Raw genomic sequence first — 20,377 nt, 5'->3', positions numbered from 1 at the left:
CGTAAGTCAAGATATCTTGCAAGAAACACTTAATCTGCCGAACATAGCAACCGCTCCTGGCAGCTACGACCTTATTAATGACTGAAGCCATTAATTTTCTTGCATTTTCACATCGACTTCTTCTCGGTTCCTCCCCAACGACTGCGTTTATCCGCTCGCTCGCGCAGTCGAAGGAATCAGGAACCGCGAAGCGTTGCACTGAACCCTTCTACCTTCTACCTGATGAAGTTGGACGGAAAGATCGGGGGGGACAGAAAAACATGAGGTTGGACTAATAACTAATAACTAATAACTAATAACTAATGACTAATGACTAATGACTAATGACTTCTTCCATCTTCCATCTTCCATCTTCCATCTTCCATCTTCCTTCTTCCTTCTTCTATAGTTTGCCCTTACTGAAAGCTGGGAATGTTCTCAATTTATATTCTGACTTACAACGAAGAGATTGATATCGCCGCTTGCATAGAATCGGCAATGCTTTGTGACGATATCATTGTAGTTGATTCTTTTAGCAGCGATCGCACCCTTGAGATTGTTCAGAACTATCCCGTGCAAACAGTGCAGCACCGCTTTGAAAGTCACGGGCGCCAGCGGACTTGGATGCTCCAAGAAGTAGAATGCAAGTACGAATGGGTTTACATCCTCGAAGCTGACGAGCGGATGACACCTGCACTGTTTGCTGAATGCTTAAAGGCGATGGAAAGTCAAGAATATATCGGGTATTACGTAGCAGAAAAAGTAATCTTTATGGAGCGCTGGATTCGCCGCAGCACTCAATATCCCCGCTATCAAATGCGCCTGTTTCGCAAAGACCGAGTGTGGTTTTCTGACTACGGTCACACCGAACGGGAAGTCTGCAACGGGCCCACTCACTTTTTAAAAGAAACCTACCCTCATTATACTTGCAGCAAAGGTCTTTCTCGCTGGATTGAAAAGCACAACCGCTACTCGACTGACGAAGCGGCCGAAACTCTCCGCCAATTAGCAGCGGGTCAAGTAAATTGGTGGGATTTATTGTTTGGCGCATCGGAGGTAGAAAGGCGGCGCGCTTTGAAAGATTTTTCTTTGCGCTTGCCTTTGCGCCCTGTGGTGCGCTTTTTTTATATGTATATTTTACTCGGCGGATTTCTTGACGGTCAAGCAGGATTAGCTTGGTGCACGCTGCAAGCTTTTTATGAATATCTAATTTTGCTAAAGGTTTGGGAAATGAAACATATGCCGCTGCCGAATTTAAATGCAGGGGAAGAACACTCTATTTCTGAAGTAGTGGCAGTTGAGCAGTCTAAAGTTTCTTATAATCTTGGCACTTCTGATACTCGAAATTAAAAATTGGGAATTGGGAATTGGGAATTGGCCCGCGCAGGGAATTTGGAATTGGAAAGAAAAAGCCGAAAATCGCTATTTGAAGTTCCGATTTTTCTGTCCTTCAAACAATAGACCTCTTGCAAAAGTCCTTTTACATCAAATCCTCTCTTCATCGGAATGATTCAGATATATATTCTCGGACTCTGTGTACTCTGTGTTCTAGCGCCGGTTAAATCACCTGACGATGCAACGGTCAACGATATTAATCAAATTTTGGGACGGGCTCGCGTGCCCGTCCTAACTATTTTTGCAAGAAGTCTATTGAAATTTCCTATACGGAGTTTGGGTTCGGAATTAAAACGCTGAAACAAAGTCTAACGGTGGCGGCATTCGCAGGCTACCCCGTCAACACTAAGCGCAGTGCACGCCCTACAAACTAATACTTATACCATTTTTCTAAAGATGTGCTATATATGAAGTCTTAGCCCCCCCTTTATAAGGGGGGGTTGGGGGGGTAATATCCAGCGCTACTTTATGAAATTGGTATTATCGGGGTGGCGCGCGCGGTTCGGCCCACCTTACACATAATATCGTTTCCGGTTGCCTCTGAATAATAAAATCGAGTCAACAGTTAACACTCAACACTCAAAACTCAACACTCAACACTCAAAACTCAATAGTCAAAACTCAACAGTCAAAACTCAACAGTCAAAACTCAACAGTCAACACTCAACAGTTACCTGACGGTACAACCGGAATTGAGATAACAGGTTTGCATCCACAAAAACAACACAAAAAAACCCGGTTTCTTAGATAAACCGGGTTTCTAAATACCCTCAAAGTTTGACATAGAATCGAGTTTTGATTGTTAACTCAAAACTCTCATTACTTAAAACTCTTGAGATTTTGCTTGTGTTTTTGCCCGATCGATCTTCAAGATCAACACCCCCAAAGGCGGCAAACACAAGTCGATCGAATAAGCACTGTTGTGGAACCACCACTCTTCAGTCCACTTACCTCCCAAATTCCCCATATTGCTGCCACCGTACTCCCGCGCGTCGCTGTTAAACAACTCCGTATAGAAACCTGGTTCCGGCACTCCTACGCGATAGTGAGAGTGCGGCTGCGGCGTAAAATTGCACACCGTTACCACAAACTCATCGCCATCCTTCTCGCGGCGCACAAAGGCTACCACGCTGTGCCGGTTGTCGCTGCAATCAATCCACTCAAACCCATCCTCAGCAAAATCTTGACTGTAAAGTGCAGTTTCGCTGCGATACAAATGGTTCAAATCCTTAAAAAACAGCTTCAACTTTTGGTGCGGTTCAAATTGCAGCAAATCCCACTGCAAATCCCCCCAAACGTTCCACTCATGCCACTGGCCGAACTCCATCCCCATAAACATCGTTTTCTTTCCGGGATGAGTAAACATAAAAGTAAACAAACACCGCACGTTTGCAAACTTTTGCCATTCGTCTCCAGGCATTTTGCCGATGATGTGGGCCTTGCCGTGGACTACTTCGTCGTGGGACAAAGCCAGCATGAAATTCTCGCTGTGGTTGTACCACATACTGAAAGTTATGTTGTTCTGGTGAAACTGGCGGAACCACGGGTCCATATGGTAGTAGTCGAGCATATCGTGCATCCAACCCATGTTCCACTTCAGGTTGAAGCCTAAGCCCCCTACATAGGTCGGCCAAGATACCATCGGCCAAGAGGTTGATTCTTCGGCGATCGACAGCGATCCTGGGAAATAGCTAAAAATGACGTGATTTACCTGCCGCAGAAAATCTGCCGCTTCGATATTTTCGCGGCCGCCGTACTGGTTGGTCAGCCATTCTCCTGGTTCCCGGCAATAATCCAAATACAGCATGGAAGCTACTGCATCTACCCGAACTCCGTCGATGTGATACTTGTCAAACCAGAACAGAGCGTTTGATACTAGGAAATTTCTAACTTCGTTGCGGCCGTAGTTAAAGACTAGCGTTCCCCACTCTTTGTGCTCGCCCTTGCGGGGATCGGCGTGTTCGTACAAGTGAGTTCCATCAAAGAATGCTAAACCGTGGCCGTCTTTGGGGAAATGCCCCGGTACCCAGTCCACGAGTACGCCAAGGCCGCTGGCGTGGCACTGGTCAACAAAATACATGAAATCTTCCGGTGTGCCGTAGCGGGAAGTTGGCGCGAAATAGCCGGTTACTTGATAGCCCCAGGAACCGTCGAAGGGATGTTCGGCGATGGGCAGCAATTCGATGTGAGTGAATCCCAAATCTTTGACGTAGGGAATCAGCCGATCGGCCAATTCTCGATAAGTCAGAAACCGCGCCCCTGGTTTGAGTTCTGAAACCGCAACTGCTGGTTCTATGTCACCATTTGGCAGCATCGCGGGTTCGTCTGTACCGGCGTGCAGCCAAGAACCGATGTGGCATTCGTAAACCGAAACTGGCTGAGTCAGTTGGTCTGTCTGCCGCCGCTGTTCGATCCAAGCGCTGTCGTGCCAAGTGTAGTTATCTAAGTCTGTGACAATTGATGCTGTTTTCGGCCGCACTTCTTGCTGGAAACCGTAAGGGTCGGACTTTTCATAGGGATGTCCGTCTTGGTTTTTCACTTCGTATTTGTAGTGAGTTCCGTAGGATAGTCCCGGAATGAATAATTCCCAGATGCCGTTTTGAGATTTCCGCATTTGATGTTTGCGGCCGTCCCAAGAGTTGAAATCGCCTAAAACTGATACGTTGCGGGCATTCGGAGCCCAAACGGCAAAATATACTCCTGTGATTCCGTCTACTTCGGTGAAGTGCGCGCCCAGTTTTTCGTAAATCCGGTGGTGGTTGCCTTCTGAGAATAGGTGAAGGTCAAATTCTGTGAGTTTGGGCGATCGAAATGCGTAGGGGTCGTAGATGAAACGTTCGTGTTCTCCTTCTTTGACCCGCAGTTGATAGTTTGCTAGTTCTGGAGTTTCGATCGTACATTCAAAAAAGTGAGGGTGGTGCTCGGATTTCATCGGGTATTGGGCCCTCGACTCCGGCAATACTACCGATACCGCATCCGCATTGGGCAGATAAGCTCGGACGGCCCAGACTTTTTTGCCATTATTTTCGATCGTGTGGGGGCCTAGGACTTCAAATGGATCGTGGTGCTGATTCCCAACAATACGGTCAATTTGTTCAAAGGGTACGGTCGCGGGCATAAAACTACCTACCTGAATCTTTTAACTAAATGGCTTTCAAAACCTAGAGCGCCGCAGCACTTTACATTTAGATACATTTTTGATTGCTCATCCTACCACTGATTAGCATGATTTTGCCGGTGCTGCGGCTGCCGCGCGCGCCCCTTTGCCCGCACAGCAGGCAATCGGATTGTTTCGCTGGCGATCGAGCTTTCATCTTACTGCTCGCCTCTTAAGTATATGAATCTTAAAACAAATTGAAAATTTTAGAGTCTTGTCAAAAAGTTATTGACTTTTTCTGCGTTATGTGGCATATCCTTTTTCTAGTTTCAGGACGCTAGACACTTGATGATGAATAAGTGGAATTTTTAGGCACGGGCGATCGCCCGACAGGTAGATTTTAAAATCCCGGAGGCAGGGTTTCGCCGCAAAGTTCGTGGATTTGGGCAATGCGATCGAACAGCCAAGGATAGTCAGCGCGGTATTGAGGAATCAAAGCTAAGGGACTCAGCAGGGCGGCAGCAGTAATATCTGCCACACTCAAAGAATCGCCTACCAAATAAGCACCATCCTGCCAGCACAGGTGCAAAAAATCTAAAGCAGCACTCAGCCGCAATTGGGCGAGTTTTGCTGAGGCTGGGTTAATACCGAACTGGCGGCGCGCCAATTAAATTACTAATTGGCTCAAAATAGAGGGGTCAATTTGTTTGCCCGCACCGGCGCCAAACTCGTAGTAAACAAATCGAGTAGCGATGCCGATGCTTTCATTGAGCCAGTCTTCGATCGTCCAAGCCTCTAGTTGCTTCCTCTCGTCTGCGGGTAACAGCGGTGGCGATGGAAAGCGAGACTCGATCGAGTGCAAAATTTGTGTAGAGTCGGCGATCGCCGAAGGTTGACCTTCGAGTTGAGGCAACAGTACCGGCACAGTCCTCAAACCCCCCGTCAGAGGCTTAAGTTTCAAAACCTGCTGGCCTGGAGTCAAATTTTCGACTTGAAAAGGAATGCCCTTGTAACCGATCGCTCAGCGGACTTTCCGACAGTAAGGGGAGGTGCTGAACTGTAGTCAAAGCATCACACAAAAATTAACACCCAACTTGAGGCCTAGACTGAGGAGATGAAAAAATGCGAGGAGCAAACCTTTTTCACCCGCAGGCTAGGCTGGTTGAGCCTAGACTCCGATATAGCTGTAGTTAGGGAGCCTTTTTAGGGGCAACTGTTGCACCAGCGCCTGGAGTAGCTTTTGGAGATTCCTTCGGTACTGGAGAAGTAACAGGAGGAGGAGTAGTAGTGGTGTCAGTACCGCTGGGAGTAGGAGTAGTGGTGCTTTCACCGCCACAGGCTCCGAGGGCTGCTGCCAAGCCCACTACCAAAGTCAAACGAATTAATCCCTTGTTCATAAACACTCCTTAAACATTTAAAACCCATCGCAAGGAAGGGAATAGTGTACTTGAGAAACAATGCTGGCACGAATAGATCGACGATTCGCTCGTTGATTACAATACTGCATTTGTTAATTAATTTCACATAGATTCTGGGGAACCGGCAAAGATTTATTTTTTTTTTGCAAATTCTCAAGTCAAAGTGACCGATCGCAGGCTGGGTGAGTTGGTTGATCGGGTATGTTTATTGACATCATCACGACTGCTAAAGGCACGGAGATTCGCAACATCGCTCTGTGGGTTTGCTCTTTCGGCGACTCGGCGATGTCGGCGAGGAATTTCCTGAGTCAATGGAGAGTGTCGATGTCTCCAGAGGCTTTTAAGGTTCCCGCCTGCCCCACGGTACGAAATGCTATGGCAATCCTAAATTATTGACTCGTTACCAGTTCGAGGGCAAGCAGGGCCCACAGGCGAGGAAGAGCCTACCTTTTTATTAAGTGAGGCTCTTCAAGAGTGATATTGGCTCCCCAAAAGAGCCTGGGAAGCAGTTACTTAAATCGATCGACAGATTGTTATAGTTCCGAAATATTGATTGTCCAGTTTCAGATAGTTGAAGCTACACAGGCTTTGGCTGTTGCCTCCGGCAAGAGACAGCGGTAAACTGATTGACACTCCCCGGCCTTAAGGCAAGGGGATTCTTAAGACATTTATGTCTTAATATCCCACGCAAGCGTGGGTTCCTTTCGCTGACTACGTTTGCAGCATAGCTGTGTAGTCATATCTCCTCAAAAATCTTTTGGGCCTAGACTTTCCCCCAGTCCGGGGGTAGGTTTTTACATCTTGTCTGATTTAGTTATTCTACCATATTCATTTGTTAAGATGGATTTGTTGTTTTACTTAACAATGGAAACAATGGAAAAAATCCGTCCTCAAAAGACGGGGTTTTCAACCCAATTTTCTGATAAGTTCTAAAGCTGAAACTGACCCACTTTACGTATTGGTGAACTGTATGACCGCTGCTATTAGATCCGTGGATTCTCGCCGCTCTCGATCGACCAACAAGCCCGCCCCAGAAAAACCCAACAGCAAAGTTACTTCTATTGCTAGAGCTAGACGGGCAAAGACAGGGCCGCAATTGCCCAACTACGAGGTCGCCGAGGCACAGCCACGGCCTCGCGCCGAAGCATCGGTGCTGAAAGTGATGCCCGACCGTCAGCGGCAGCCGATGTGGCTCCAGTCTCTTTTGCGGGTGGAGCGCGCCTCGTCAGCGGTGGCGCTTCTGCTTTTAGGCGGTGCTCTGAGTCTCTACGGTTTGACTGTCTACAGCGAGCAGCGGTGGAGTCAGGAGTATCAAAAGCTGGAAACTTTGCGACTCCGCGAACAGCAGTTGACTGCTGCTAGCGAAGTGTTGAAACACCAACTTGCTAAGGAAGCCCAAAACCCAGAAACTGGTTTGATGCCGCAGAAGCCGTCGGATACGATTTTCTTGCAACCGGTTCCCGATCGCCGATCGCCCGGTGTGGTGGCACCAAATTCTGAAGAACCCGCTATCAAGAATCGATCGGGCGAGGAAACGCCACTGGGCTATTGAGGTGATCTTGGCATTGCAGATTGGAGATTGGCTCCACAGATGAATCTGGAGGCTTGAACAAATTGTCAGGCGCACTCCCCCATCTCGAAACAGTGGGCGTTAGCCGAAGCACCCCTGAAACAGCGCAATAGCTAAGTTTCTAGAAAACAGGTTTCTAGTTCGAACTCTCCTATGAGCGTCTTCCCCCGATCGAGTACAATACGCGAGCGGGGAAGCCCGCACTATAATAAAAAAATGCTTTTTACTCAAACTTGTTCGCTCGTGAAGTCGAAGAATCTAATACCAATGAAATAAAGTAGCGCTAGATATTACCCCCCAACCCCCCCGCGAGTTCGGCGGGGGCTAAGACTTCATCCATAGCATATCTTTAGAAAAATGGTATAAAATCTAAAATCTAAAATCTAAAATCTAAAATCTAAAATCTCAACTCCTCACCTTTTTGAGAAAGGCTATATGAGCTACGATCCCCGTTTTGACCGCTACAGATCGCCGAACTTTAAACGTCCAAAAGCGTCGAGGGATGGCACTTGGTGGGGCCAACCAAGCAAACCTAGAGTTTATGCTACTGCTAGCAGGCAGCCTCGGCCACCCCTAGAGCGTTTAAAACGCAGCAAGTTTCGCTTGTGGGCTGTGTGGGCGGTGTTGATGTTGGGGGGGCTGGGGTTGGCTGTGAATTTGTTTTATTTGCAGGTGACGCGGGCTCCGGCGCTGCGGAAACAGGCCGAGCAGCAGCAAACTCTCAAGTCTAAGCCGTTTGTGCCGAGACGCCCGATTGTTGACGGCGGGGGCAATGTTTTGGCGATCGACAGACAGGTGTACACGCTCTACGCTCACCCGAAGCTGTTCAACCATACAAAGGCTGAAGTTGCGGCTTCTTTGGCTCCGATGCTGCCGATCGAACGAAATCCGGGCAATACGCCGGAAACTGAACTGCTGCGCCGGTTTAATCTGGGCGAAACTGGTATTACTATTGCCGATTCTCTGGCTCAAGAGGTGGCCGATCGCGTGGGGCGGATGCAAATTAAACATACTCCGGTGGATGGGCTGGAGTTGGTGCGACAGCAGCAGCGTTTTTACCCGCAGCAGGAGTTGGCGGCGGATGTTTTGGGTTATGTGGATGGGGAACGGAAGGGACAAGCTGGGGTAGAGTACAGTCAGCAGAATTTGCTGGAACGATCGATGCCGTCGATTCAATTTAGCAAGTCGATCGACGGACATTGGGTGCCCGATCGGCTGACGGCTGGTTTTGTGCAGCTAGATGATTTGAAGTTGCAACTGACGATCGACAGTCGCTTGCAGCGGGCGGCGCGGATTGCTCTTAAGGACAAAATGAAGGAATACGGGGCGAAGCGGGGCGCGGTGATTGTGATGGATGCCCGCAACGGGGAATTACTGTCAATGGTAGCGGAACCTACCTATGACCCAAATCAATATTTTAATTTCGATTTGTCGCGCTATAAAAATTGGGCTGTAACTGATGTTTACGAGCCTGGTTCGACTTTTAAAGCGATTAATGTGGCGATCGCCCTAGAAGCTGGTGCGGTCAAACCTAACACTGTATTTAATGACGAAGGTCGGATTTATATCGATGGCTGGACTATCCAAAATTCCGATTACCAACAAGCAGGCGCTCGCGGGCGTTCTACGGTGACAGATATTTTGAAACATTCGAGTAATGTGGGGATGGTGCACGTAATGAGAAGCATGAAACCTTCTCTTTACTATCAAGCTTTAGAAAAACTTGGACTGGGACAAACGGCAGGAAGTGATTTGCCTTTTGAAGTAACGAGTCAGCTTAAAAATCGAGAGCAATTTATTAATTCTCCGGTGGAAGTTGCTACTACTGCTTTTGGTCAGGGTTTTTCGATTACTCCGATACAGTTGGTGCAGCTTAACGGAGCTTTGGCCAACGGTGGTAAGTTGGTAACTCCTCATGTTGTGCGGGGACTTTTCGATCGCGACGGTCAAGCTTTTTGGAAGCTTCCGAGGGCTGTTCCGAAGCAAGTGTTTTCGCCGGAAACTACTAAGCAGGTTTTGGAAATGATGGAAACTGTGGTGGATGGCGGTACGGGGAAAGCTGCACAAATTCCCGGCTATCGGATTGCTGGGAAAACGGGCACGGCTCAAAAAGCTAATGCTGGGGGGGGTTATTCTCACAAGGCGATTATTACTAGCTTTGTGGGGATAATGCCTGTGGAAGATCCTAAGTATGTGGTGCTGGCGGTGATTGATGAGCCGAAGGGCGGTTCGGGGGGTGTGGTGGCGGCGCCGATTGTGGAGTCGGTGATGGAGGCGCTGATTAATATTGAGAAGATTGCGCCGAGTAAGTAGGGAAACGGCAGTGCCGTTTCCTGATTTCGGATAACGGGTAAAATCGTACCCGATCGAATGTAACCATCACCCAATTTGTAGGGAAACGGCACGGCGCCGTGTCCTGATTTCGGGTAACGGGTAATAATTGATTGCGCGATCGGATTCGGATGTAACCATCGCCCGATCGGGCGATGGAGAGGACACGGCGCCGTGTCGTTTCCCTACGGCAAAATTATCGCTGGGGCGATCGGGCGATGGAGGACACGGCGCCGTGCCGTTTTCCTACGGCAAAATTATCGCTGGGGCGATCGGGATATAACCATCAACAACACGCCGATGGAGGAAACGGCACGGCGCCGTTGCCCTACAAAAATGTCGGACACGGCGCCGTGCCGTTGCCCTACAAACGGTATTTTTACCAATGTTTAAAAACGCAAATCTAGCAAAATAGGGTGATTTTTTTGATGTTCTAATTTCTGAGGATTGTCGCCCCAACGCTGAGGATTGTTGATGATGTATTGCCTTTTACAATTCAAAATTTCTCGATCGCGGATTATTGATTCGTAAAAACCATCTTGCCAGACAGGAACTTCTGTTGTTTCGCAGAACCTATGAATGAATCTCGTAACAGCACTTTTATACGAACGGATCGCGGTAGGAATAGAACCGCGAACGGGTTGACCGAATTGTTCGGGGGTAGGGACACGCCTTTGCTGTGTCGTTACCGGGGTATTGTCAACGATCGCCAAAAGTCCATGTACACGATCGGGCATAATCACAAAGGTATCTAATTGAAAGCGGGAAAAATGATTGGGAATGTCTAACCAACAAATGTGGGCAAGATAACCTAAAAAATTTAATTGCATTTTACCGTCAATCACTTCGCCAAATATACATTGTCGTGCCTTGGTGCAAATGGTAATGTAATAAACACCGGGTTGAGTATAATCGTATCCTTTAAGACGAACAGAACGGCGGTGGTGTTTTTGGGGGTCGTAAGGCATGGTATAAAAATAGAATAGTAGGAATATAAAAATTGTAGGGACACGGCACTGCCGTGTCCTAATTTTGGGTAATGGGTAAAATTGTGAGTCCGATCGAACATAACCATCGACAATACGGCTATGGAGGAGACGGCAGTGCCGTTTCCCTACCCCACAATTATCGTCAATGGAGGACACGGCAATGCCGTTTCCCTACCCCACAATTATCGTCAATGGAGGACACGGCAGTGCCGTTTCCCTACCCCACAATTATCGTCAATGGAGGACACGGCAGTGCCGTTTCCCTACCCCACAATGATCGATCGCCCGATCGAATGTAACTATCACCCAATTTGTAGGGACACGGCACTGCCGTCTCCTGATTTTGGGTAATGGGTGAAATTAACCGGAGCGCCCGATCGAATATAACCATCGCCCAACGGGGCGATGGAGGACACGGCAGTGCCGTTTCCCTACCCCACAATGATCGATCGCCCGATCGAATGTAACTATCACCCAATTTGTAGGGACACGGCACTGCCGTCTCCTGATTTTGGGTAATGGGTGAAATCGATCGGGCGATCGAATATAACGATCGCCCGGTGGGGCGATGGAGGACACGGCAATGCCGTTTCCCTACCACAAAATGATCGCCCCATTTGTAGGGACACGGTACTGCCGTCTCCTGACTGTGGGTAATATCGTTTTCCCTGACGCACCCTAGAGCTCAGTAGCAATATCTTTTGTCTTGAGCTGTGCGTTGTCTTTGGGAGATGCGTTGATGTCCTAAAAGTGTAGAGACGATGACGCAGCGTTCGCTATTTTTTAAATGGGGATGGAATAGTGTTAGTCTCCCTTTTGCTTCTAGGCTTGTTTGGCCGCATTCGTCGCTACCCTTATAAACGGCGCAACCTCGGAAGTTGAACCTGACCCGCCGGATTGTTCCCTTGTCTGTGGGTTTGTTGTTTTCATCTACTTTGAGCAGTGTTGTCTCATATCCTCCTTTGTCGTTTATAGCTGTATGTATTTGAATTTGCGGTTCTAGGTTTTTCCATTGGTGGGCTGGTACTTGGGCTGGGGTAATATCGGCTGGGTGGATTGCTACTTGTACGTTTTTTCCGACTACTTCTTTGAAGCTGGTTTGCCATGATATTTTGTCGCGTTTGGCGTTGCTTAGGGCTAATTCCATTGCCCAATAAGCCCGATCGACTGATACCTTCAAACGGTGGTTGTTGAGGAACATGAGCCAAGAGGGGGTGACGATCGCACAAAATATCCCCACTATTGCTATAATTATCAACATTTCAATCATTGTAAAACCTGCGGCAGATCCAGCGGTTCTGTCTTTGAGCGTTTTATGTATTGACACGTAAATGCACTCCTTGATATTTAGCTCAAAAAAATAGCTAGGAGGCGCTATTTTTTATTTATTTTAGTTCTTGAGTTTGGTTAATATATAGGGCGCTTAAATAAAATTTACATACATAATTGGGAGGTTGCAGGGGGGATGGCATCTGCTGTGAATGAGAGGCTGCGGGGCTGCTAAATTTGCGATCGCACTAAAGCTCGAAAGGCTTTGATAGCGACGTTCTACTGGTTATCAGGCTCTGCCTGGTAATGCAGGTGCGGAGGCTGTGCTTCCTTCGATCGGGCAACCTGCAGGAGAGTGGAGTGTGGCAGATGTTTAGGTGATTAAGTTTTCGATCCTAACTACGTTTGAGGTTGAGTTGATTCTTTCAAAAAGGCTTTGCCTAAGTTTGGGGCGGCGAGATTTTGATAGTTGCTATAAGATTGAGGATTTTAGCAAGACTTTTTTAAATTGGTATTAATATATTTGAGCAATTCTGAACTTGCGCGGAATCGCTGTTAGAGATTAAAATTAAATTTATTGAAAACTAGGATGGTGGTGGTGGGCAATTATTTCCTTCAGCAGTTCTCATTCCTCCGATTAGGGTTTCGACAATTACGCATTGCTTTATACCGCCTCCAACAGCAGAAACCGTGACCACAAGAGGTAATTTTGGATTGTTTGAATTGTTTATATCGACTACACCGTTATAATTAAAAGTCAGTGGTTGAGTAGTATCCGTGCAGACACCTTTAGGACAGCTAGCAACAGAAAGTTTAATCTGTTTGGCCTTTATTTCGCCTCCACCATCGAAAGTCACTGTTTGTAGCGGGGGGTTTTGGGCGGGATCTGTCTTAATTGTAGCTGTTGGCGGGTCAGATAAAGTGAATGTAACTACTCGATCGCTCTTATTTCGCTTGGCTTCGCTTTGTGCACTTCGCAGGGTTTGCAAAACGCGATCGTTCACTGTGCGGACTCTTTGTCTGTTGATGAATCCCAGCCAACTCGGAGCGGCGATGGAAGCAAATATGCCTAAAATCAGGACTATGATCAGCACTTCTATAAGAGTGAACCCTGCATCGTTCTTTTTGGATGCAGTATTGTGGAAATTCGGGCGGGATTTGGCGGTAGAGTTATGCAAAAGTTTTAATAATATTGGTGGGGTTTTCATAGTTTTCTCCTGTTTGGGCGATCGGCTGCGGGCGATCGGGAATTGCGTTTCAGGCAGCAGTTACTTTCCTCGCGCACCTAAACCTTGTACTTGAATGCTTGCTGTTGGGAAAAATGCCGATTTTTTGTCATCGTAAGCAGCATCGTTGGGTTGAATGCGGCGCAGGCTATTTCCTCGGATCGTAACTCTGGCTGTGTTTTTCGCTGTATCAACACAAGCGTAAAAGCTATTTGTATTATCTGGGTTTGCTATTTTTAGGGTTGTTTCTGGGATTGGTTTTGGGGGAACTACTGTGGTATCGGTAGGATTGCCAAGAGCATTCTCGCATTCAGTGGTTGATAATGTCGGGCCTGGGCTGTGGTCAATGTAATTAACCAATACTTCACCATCCTTAAAATCTGCTCTCTTCGTCACGTTTAATGTGGGCTTACTAATGTCAAAACTTGGATCAAAAGCTTTATCTGGTGGATATTCGCTTGATTCATCAAGACTGTAATAAGGATTTGCAGGATCGGATGGGGGTGAAATTGGGTTTTTCACTCCATCCCTAATTTCATAGCGAGCAATACGAGTAGGACAAGTGCCTCCTGAAGGCTCACACCAAATAGGGTTAGGTGTAGTATCTTTAATCTGGTAGTAGGCAACTAATGATAGTACATAAGTGTCGTTGCACTCACTACCGTCATCTGGGCAATCGCTTGGTTTTTTTGCATCAACAGCCGAATTAATAGGAACAGCATTTTTAATTTGCTGTCGCTTCCAGAATACTAAAATTGGAGTACCTGTGGTATTTGCAGGAGAAGGAGGAAGTGTATTAGGAACCTTATTGATCTCATTGATTCCTGCTCGATCGTAAATATAAATAGCTTGGCTCAAATCTTGGCCGATGAAATCAACTGCCGCCTGAATGTCTTGCTCGGTGTTTGCTTTGACTTGTTCCTTTCTGTCGGTATTCAGCATATCGACTACAAAGGCGAGCATCGGGGTGATGATTAAAAACGCCATAATCGCTCCCACCAATAGCTCGACAAGAGTCATGCCCTTTTCTGTTTGAGTTGGGTGAGAGCGGTTTCGTTGGTGCTGACTTTTGAGAAGCAACCTGAGTAAACTTTTCATTTTGACTGTTTCCTTTGTCAAATGGGGGAGCGATTTTAAATTCAATCACGGGGACGGTTTCTTTGTATGATCGCGCAACGATTGATAAGCCGAAGTACCTCCTTTTGTAGTAGGCGGGATTTCTGTCTGCATCGCCACCAAAGGCGCTTTAGGGTTCCCGATCCCGGAATTGGCAACTGATTGTTGTCCGGTTGTCAAAGAACCGAAGGGGGCATCGGCTCTGTAAACGCGGACTATTAAAGAATAGCCTGTGTCTGTGGGGTTGTCCCCAGCAGAACGAATACCCTGAACGTAAAAGTCTTTTTGGCTACCACAGGCTGCGCTCGTTGGCTCTGACTTAAAACAGTACAAGTTAGTTTTGTTTGCCGGAGCCGGAATCTCGGAAGGAGCGGTCGGAGCCCCGGCAACCTTCACATAGGTCTCGTTTGGAATCGGAGTCGCCCCCACTCTCAGAGCGTCAATGTAAGTTTTCGCCGCCTGTGTGGCCACTTCTATCCGCCGCGCTTGGACGCGGGTCGCTACTGAGAAAGCCATCACAGGGGCGATCGCGATCATCAGCACCGATACTACAATCATCGCTACCAATGACTCGATAATCGTGTAGCCGCCATCTGGTGACTCGGATAAATTTTGGTGTTGTTTTTGCTCAGTCATAAATAGGACTCCAGTAATTGCACGGCGGAAAGTTAGAGGCTTAAATGGGGCATTGAGTTGCATTGGTAGGATCGACGGTTTTGGTAGCCGGCGTGGCTGCAGAGTCGTCCGTAACGCCGCACATCAAAGTGTTTACCCACTTGTCATTGCGAGGTACTTCCCGGAAATACTCGGCCGGCTCAGTCTTTCTCGGAGGAGTAGTGAACCTTTGGGTAAACAAGTCAGGAGGCTGAGATAGCATACCCACGTCATAACCCCAATCCCGATCTGGTGGTCTGAAGAAGGGAATGAGACCTAAGCCCTCAATTTTGTATCCGGGGGATTTTGTGTCTATGTCAGCTATGGGAGGTGTATAAGTAACTGTAGGAGTAGGAGTCGTTGGGGGAGCGAAAAGACTTTTTAGAGTCCTTGCTGGATCTGTCCTCTGCGGAGATTTCGCTGGCAAAATCGGCTGATATGGTGAGGTACTAAAGGCACTGCGGTTTAGTTGGACGAAAGCACCCTGAATCTTAACCTTAATGTTTGTTGTGCCATTACTCCAGCTCTCCAAGAAGCGGGGGAAGTTTTGCAAGCCACCGTTAAATTCACCCGTAGTGCTGTTGAGCTTTCGTGAAGGAATGTCGCCGGAGCCGATGATTAAATTATATGTTGTGTCTTTGTCGGCTCGGGTTATCCACCCCGTTCCTGTAACGGTACCGCCTTGGGGTGGAGTTGTCCCACTTCCAGTAGTCTCCGTCACTGTTTGGATCTGCAAGACCGGCATCAGCAGCGGCTGCACGGTAGCAGTTGGTGAGGAAGGCGGCAACCACGCTTGATTATTCCAATCATTGACATTGGTGTTGAGTCGAAAGGGCACACCAGCAGTCCCGTCGTAACTCATAGTTGTAGGGGAAGGTGCCGTGGCAAACCACAGAGAATTGGCTTTTCGAGCGCCCCTGCCTTCTACAACGCCACCATCAATTCCTAAAGGCACTGGCGGGCTTGTCAAAGCATAACTACTGGGATCTCTTTTAAAAGCAACGCGACGGGGGAAACGTTGCAACTCTAATGCTGGGGGAGTAGCAGTTGTTCCAGCTTTCCAGTTAGTGCTTGGGGCGGTAGTGTTTGCCCTCACTGGTGTTGCTGCTAGCGGATCGACAAACCAGTCGTTAGCTTTGCATTCAGAAACAGGCAGTTTCATGCAAACTTCCATCAAATACTCTGGGAAGTCGCCGCGCCGCTGGACAGGGGTGGCGAAGTTAGTGAAGTAAGAACTATCCAGCTTATTTTTGACATCTTTGTAGTCTGCATCTGTAAGCCCTCCAGTTCCAACAAGCTCGCCAGTCTTTAAGAATGCTTGGCTAGTGAGCCCGTTAGTCACAAAGTTGTTGTTGAAAAATCCTTGCTCTTTGCGGAGTGTTACAGCAGCAGCGCCGACATTATTTCTGAGGTCAAAGTCACCCTCGTTGCGGAAGCCAAAACGGTAATTGTTTGACAGCAGGGTGACAGCATCTGCTAGGACAGTTGCCTGACGCCATTTGTCACCCTGACAAGCCGTAAGTCGCGGGTCGCCCTTGCGACAAGCAAAGCTCTCATTAAGGGTGGTTCGACCTTCGTAGAAATTAGCTGTAGTCCAAGAACCGGTCAGTGCCTGCTTAAACTCTTGCCCAGTAGTGCCCCCGGTGTGAAGATTAAACTCTCCTTTGATATAAACCGGCAAATTAGAAACTAATGTCAAGCCTTTTTGCTTGACCAAATCTGTCACACTCCCCACGTCCGGGCTCGTGCCGCGGAATAGTTCCTTACCGTTGATTAAGACTATGCCGTTGGGTTTGCGGGTTGGATCTAGCAGAGAGTCCGAGGGGCTGACTCTTTTGCTGGTCTTTTCATCGATCTTTCCAGTCGCGGGATCGAGAGTCCGATCGCTGCGATCGGGCAGGGCGTCATCTCGGCTAGCATAAATTATTCCACTGTTGGGCAGCAAATACTCCGGGCTTGGCCCCGTATCATTCTTTTGAGCGATCGGCTTTTTCCGCAGTTGGTCTAAGTCAATCTGAGTGGCTCGAATTTCTAGGGGTTGCCGTTCTTCGATGGGCTGATTGTAATCTCCTGTTAATTTTGCGGCCTGGGAGCCTGCTGGTCGGGGCTTTGGAGCAAGAGGACTGCTCAGGGTAAAGGTTTCATTAACCTTGGTAGTCGGATCGTCCCGATCGACTGCCTTGATTTCTCTGGCATCCAAAAATGCTACTTCTTGAATTGCCCCGTGAGGAATCTTTGCGGGATCGGGAGTAGCGCCTTTTAGAATGTCAAGTGCACAATTCGTTGAGTCAATAGCAGCTTTTTGTGCCAATGTGCGCTCGGTGTCAGCCACTTGGAGAGCCGATCGCAAAGGCCCGTTGGCAAAGCGACCGTCGGGGAAGACTAAGTTGGCTTGATTATCCAAAACTGCATCGCCACCGCTCAGCAAGCCGTTAGCCCCGACAATGGAAGCACCCGCTGGTCTGTCTGTAGGAGCGGGGTAAGTGATCCCGTTGTTAGAGCCGATGACTTTCGGCTGGGTTCCTGTTCCCTGTCCGCTGACATTGGGTAGCGGGCCGATATTGAGGGCTGTCAAAGCGCTGCTGGGGTCGTAGTAGCTGCTGACGCAGGCTATCGGCTTTTGGGCTGGTTGAGCTGGTGGAACAATGTCGTCTGCCTTGTAGCCTTCCTCTGCATAGTGATAAACAGCCGATGCCCGCATCCGCAAATCACCTTTGGCATATTGGGGATTTTTGGTGGCAATCTCAACAACGGGGGATGTTGTACTAGCGACTACTCCGGTAGGCAGCCCCGATCCATCTGTGGGCCCTAGAAAGTCAATCCAATTTGAATCACGAGGGCTGCCAGCAATAGCATTATTGTTATAAACTTTAGATCCCTTTCCCAGCGGCGACATCGGCATCGTATCGGGCCAGACAACGGGGTAATGCTCAGTAATAGTTGGTGTTGCTGGGTCGTCGTAAGTATTTGTGGCAGTCAAGGAGTCGTTGATTGTTGGTCGTCCATATTTTGGATTACCAGCAGTATCAAGCCAAACAGGCGGTGGCAGGAAGGAATTTCTGCGATCGTAAACTCCAGCACTGGTGATGACGCGCAAACCGCCAATCCCATCGACTGGTGTTTTAGGTATTTGGGCTGCTGATGCTTCCCAGAAACCGTCTCTGATGTCTGCATCTGTCTTTTCTCCTAAACCGTTGCCGCGGTCTGTCGCCCCCACGTCAGCGAGCTGTGTTATCTGCGAAGAGCGCGTGCGACCTGTGTCTGTTGAGTCGCTATTCCACTTTCCAGCGGGGACTGGTTGCTCTGTGCTGACTAATTTATTTTGACTGCTGTCCCACCATTTATTAGGCAAGCTGTTGCCTGCAACCACGCGATCGCCCAGGTATGTTTCTTCTTCGATCGGCTTGTTTGGATCGATCTTTGTTGCTTCTAGCTGGTTGAGTTCGAGAGTTAGTGTAGTTTCGCCATCAGTCGGAAGGTTCCATTTCTCGACTGGTCGTAGATTCTCTCCGCTACTACCTGATTCAATGGGCGAGGTTCCTGTTGGTGGAGGGCCGTACCCAGTAATTCCGCTGTCTCCAAATGCCACTTCAGCAAAGGGAACTTTTCGAGTTGTGAGTTTAAAGTAATTTTCTAGTGCTTGCTCCCGGCTCTGAGTCTTCGGTCTCTGCTGGACTGACAATGGGTCATCAGTAACGGCTTTAAGAACTTGCCACTTCACTAGCAAATCGATGCGATCCTGAAAGGCTGCGTTGTTGTAAAGTACGTCTAAAGCACTTGATGCAACAGATTGACCACTTTTTTTATTTTCGAGTGTTTTGCTAATTTTTTGGTCTGTTATTGGAGCAGCTTTATTAAATAGGTGCACTTGCACTTTGTTAGCAGCAAAATTATCACCAGAGCCGCCATTTACCACATTTCCACCGACAATTATTTTGCTATTTTCTTGTTCGTAAAAACACGAATTTTGGCTGCTCACTTGATACAGTTTTAAATTATCATCGCCCTGCAATCCCGTCACAATAAGATTACTATTTGTAATCATTCGGCCGTTGATATTTAGGGGCGGCCCAGGAGATATTTCTAAGTCGTCTTCGTACACAACCGCGTTGTTGCTGAGGGGAATGCGGCTTTGGTCTTGCTGGTATTCCAGGGCAGATATGCTGCTAGTTCCTGTGAATTCTTGATAATTACCACCCAAACTGCTAGCTTCCGAGGCTGTAATCGGTACATTAACCGTGTAAACAAAGAAACTTTTTAACAATCGGCCATTAATACTGTACCAACCGGAATCCCCAACCAAGCTAGCAATGTTACCTGCTGCTGCCTCACATCCTTTTTTCAGTACGCCAAGGGACATCGGTGGCGTTCTTGCTTCCAGCGGTTTTCTTGCCCTCGTGAACTCGCCTGCATTAGCACCTTTTGTAGTACGTGGAGGGCTGCGAAAGAATATGCCGTAGAGGGTAAAAGTATCAAATTTACCATCGTTGTTTGTATCGACAGGATATCTCCAAGCAGTGTTTATAGATTCATTGGTCTCGACACTGCGAGTATCGGTAATGGGAAGATCGGGGGATAATATACTTTTGTTACCGTCTAGATCGGCTTTAAGTTTTAGACGTGTCTCGTCCCCAAAGGTATAAGTATCTGTACTACCAACACCACCACCAGTGCTATCAGATATCATCCGGTACATTTCTGCATCGGAGGGAGTAGCCGTCGGTCTTTGCGGGTCTTCGTACAGCAGGAAGTTTATTTTCGCTTTCGCCCGATCGATCGCGGGAGTGGCGGCCGCCAGCACCTGCTGGTTCACGCGCACGTTACGGGCCGTATTTGCCCGATCGAACGATCGCAGAGTAATCGCCACCGTCAACAAAATCACTACCAGCAACACCATCGTCACCGTCGGCAGCACAAAGCCCGCCACTGGCAGTTTTGCCCGGCGGCTCATAGCCATGAGGGCTTGCAGCATTGCTCTCATCAGCCGTTTAGCCCCATATCTGGTCACGCCAGCAATCCGCCGCAACAGCACTACGATAACTTTGGATAATTTGCTTTTAAACATTGACGCCTTCCTGAATAATTTCAGAGATGGTATTGCAGGTAGATACTGCTCAACAGTACGATCCCACTTTTATTGTTCCCAATTTCCACAACATCCATATCAACCCTTGCAGAAATTTACAAAATGTGCACTTTAGCGAAAAAATAAAACCGACAAACGGGCGATCGAACTCGCAGCCGATATATTTTTTTCCCAAAGATTTGCTCCGCAAGGATTTGGGCTGAGTAACTCCACTCTAGTCTAGTTCTATCCTATTGTCAGCGTTCAG

The 20,377-nt window shown here is 48.0% G+C and carries 16 protein-coding genes; 6 read left to right on the top strand and 10 right to left on the bottom strand.

Annotated elements, in window-relative coordinates; genetic code table 11:
- The first annotated feature begins 411 nt into the window (after positions 1-411).
- The gene (locus AACV78_RS12645; protein WP_194011748.1) at positions 412-1,329 is read left to right on the top strand and encodes a glycosyltransferase family 2 protein; all 918 of its coding nucleotides are present in this window, start codon (positions 412-414) and stop codon (positions 1,327-1,329) included.
- Positions 1,330-2,197: 868 nt separating this feature from the next.
- On the opposite strand, the gene glgB is transcribed toward AACV78_RS12645, so the two are convergent.
- From glgB to AACV78_RS12625, 4 genes are all read right to left on the bottom strand, one after another.
- The gene (gene glgB / locus AACV78_RS12640) at positions 2,198-4,492 is read right to left on the bottom strand and encodes a 1,4-alpha-glucan branching enzyme (RefSeq protein WP_194012949.1); all 2,295 of its coding nucleotides are present in this window, start codon (positions 4,490-4,492) and stop codon (positions 2,198-2,200) included.
- Between the two features lie 379 nt (positions 4,493-4,871).
- Positions 4,872-5,138 (bottom strand): glutathione S-transferase family protein, encoded by a 267-nt coding sequence (locus tag AACV78_RS12635; RefSeq protein WP_228042209.1) that lies wholly within the window; start codon positions 5,136-5,138, stop codon positions 4,872-4,874.
- Positions 5,139-5,489, bottom strand: coding sequence for a glutathione S-transferase N-terminal domain-containing protein (locus AACV78_RS12630; RefSeq protein ID WP_339383608.1), 351 nt, complete (start codon positions 5,487-5,489; stop codon positions 5,139-5,141).
- A 172-nt stretch (positions 5,490-5,661) separates the two neighbouring features.
- A complete protein-coding gene (locus AACV78_RS12625) occupies positions 5,662-5,868 on the bottom strand; it encodes a serine protease (RefSeq protein WP_194012948.1) in 207 nt (68 codons plus the stop codon).
- 991 nt (positions 5,869-6,859) lie between these two features.
- On the opposite strand from AACV78_RS12625, the gene AACV78_RS12620 reads away from it, so the two are divergent.
- The 3 genes from AACV78_RS12620 to AACV78_RS12610 all read left to right on the top strand — a co-directional run bounded on the left by AACV78_RS12620 (position 6,860) and on the right by AACV78_RS12610 (position 10,073).
- A complete protein-coding gene (locus AACV78_RS12620; RefSeq protein ID WP_194012947.1) occupies positions 6,860-7,441 on the top strand; it encodes a hypothetical protein in 582 nt (193 codons plus the stop codon).
- Between the two features lie 453 nt (positions 7,442-7,894).
- Positions 7,895-9,772 (top strand): peptidoglycan D,D-transpeptidase FtsI family protein, encoded by a 1,878-nt coding sequence (locus AACV78_RS12615; RefSeq protein WP_194074292.1) that lies wholly within the window; start codon positions 7,895-7,897, stop codon positions 9,770-9,772.
- Between the two features lie 127 nt (positions 9,773-9,899).
- A complete protein-coding gene (locus AACV78_RS12610; RefSeq protein WP_194012501.1) occupies positions 9,900-10,073 on the top strand; it encodes a hypothetical protein in 174 nt (57 codons plus the stop codon).
- A gap of 106 nt (positions 10,074-10,179) precedes the next feature.
- Here AACV78_RS12610 and AACV78_RS12605 read toward each other — a convergent pair whose 3' ends face one another.
- Entirely contained in the window at positions 10,180-10,758 is a 579-nt protein-coding gene (locus AACV78_RS12605; protein ID WP_194012500.1) for a transposase, read from the bottom strand.
- A gap of 120 nt (positions 10,759-10,878) precedes the next feature.
- Between AACV78_RS12605 and AACV78_RS12600 the strand changes: the two genes are divergently transcribed.
- Positions 10,879-11,130 carry a hypothetical protein gene (locus AACV78_RS12600; protein WP_194012499.1) on the top strand — a complete coding sequence of 84 codons (252 nt, stop codon included), beginning with the start codon at positions 10,879-10,881 and terminating at the stop codon, positions 11,128-11,130.
- A 334-nt stretch (positions 11,131-11,464) separates the two neighbouring features.
- Here the strand turns inward: AACV78_RS12600 and AACV78_RS12595 are convergent, their stop codons facing one another.
- From AACV78_RS12595 to hpsA, 5 genes are all read right to left on the bottom strand, one after another.
- On the bottom strand, positions 11,465-12,106 hold the full coding sequence (locus AACV78_RS12595; protein ID WP_194012498.1) for a prepilin-type N-terminal cleavage/methylation domain-containing protein: 642 nt from the start codon (positions 12,104-12,106) through the stop codon (positions 11,465-11,467).
- A 526-nt stretch (positions 12,107-12,632) separates the two neighbouring features.
- Positions 12,633-13,256 carry a pilus assembly FimT family protein gene (locus AACV78_RS12590; RefSeq protein ID WP_194012497.1) on the bottom strand — a complete coding sequence of 208 codons (624 nt, stop codon included), beginning with the start codon at positions 13,254-13,256 and terminating at the stop codon, positions 12,633-12,635.
- A gap of 60 nt (positions 13,257-13,316) precedes the next feature.
- Entirely contained in the window at positions 13,317-14,372 is a 1,056-nt protein-coding gene (hpsC, locus tag AACV78_RS12585) for a hormogonium polysaccharide secretion pseudopilin HpsC (protein WP_194012496.1), read from the bottom strand.
- A 45-nt stretch (positions 14,373-14,417) separates the two neighbouring features.
- Positions 14,418-15,026, bottom strand: coding sequence for a hormogonium polysaccharide secretion pseudopilin HpsB (gene hpsB / locus AACV78_RS12580; protein ID WP_194012495.1), 609 nt, complete (start codon positions 15,024-15,026; stop codon positions 14,418-14,420).
- Positions 15,027-15,066: 40 nt separating this feature from the next.
- Entirely contained in the window at positions 15,067-20,109 is a 5,043-nt protein-coding gene (gene hpsA / locus AACV78_RS12575; RefSeq protein WP_194012494.1) for a hormogonium polysaccharide biosynthesis protein HpsA, read from the bottom strand.
- A 26-nt stretch (positions 20,110-20,135) separates the two neighbouring features.
- On the opposite strand from hpsA, the gene AACV78_RS12570 reads away from it, so the two are divergent.
- Positions 20,136-20,333, top strand: coding sequence for a hypothetical protein (locus AACV78_RS12570; protein ID WP_194012493.1), 198 nt, complete (start codon positions 20,136-20,138; stop codon positions 20,331-20,333).
- The last annotated feature ends 44 nt before the right edge of the window (positions 20,334-20,377 follow it).

Origin of the sequence: Tychonema sp. LEGE 07196 (assembly GCF_963890365.1) — a bacterium.
Classification (GTDB): domain Bacteria; phylum Cyanobacteriota; class Cyanobacteriia; order Cyanobacteriales; family Microcoleaceae; genus Microcoleus.
This window is presented reverse-complemented; position numbering and strand designations above follow the sequence as displayed.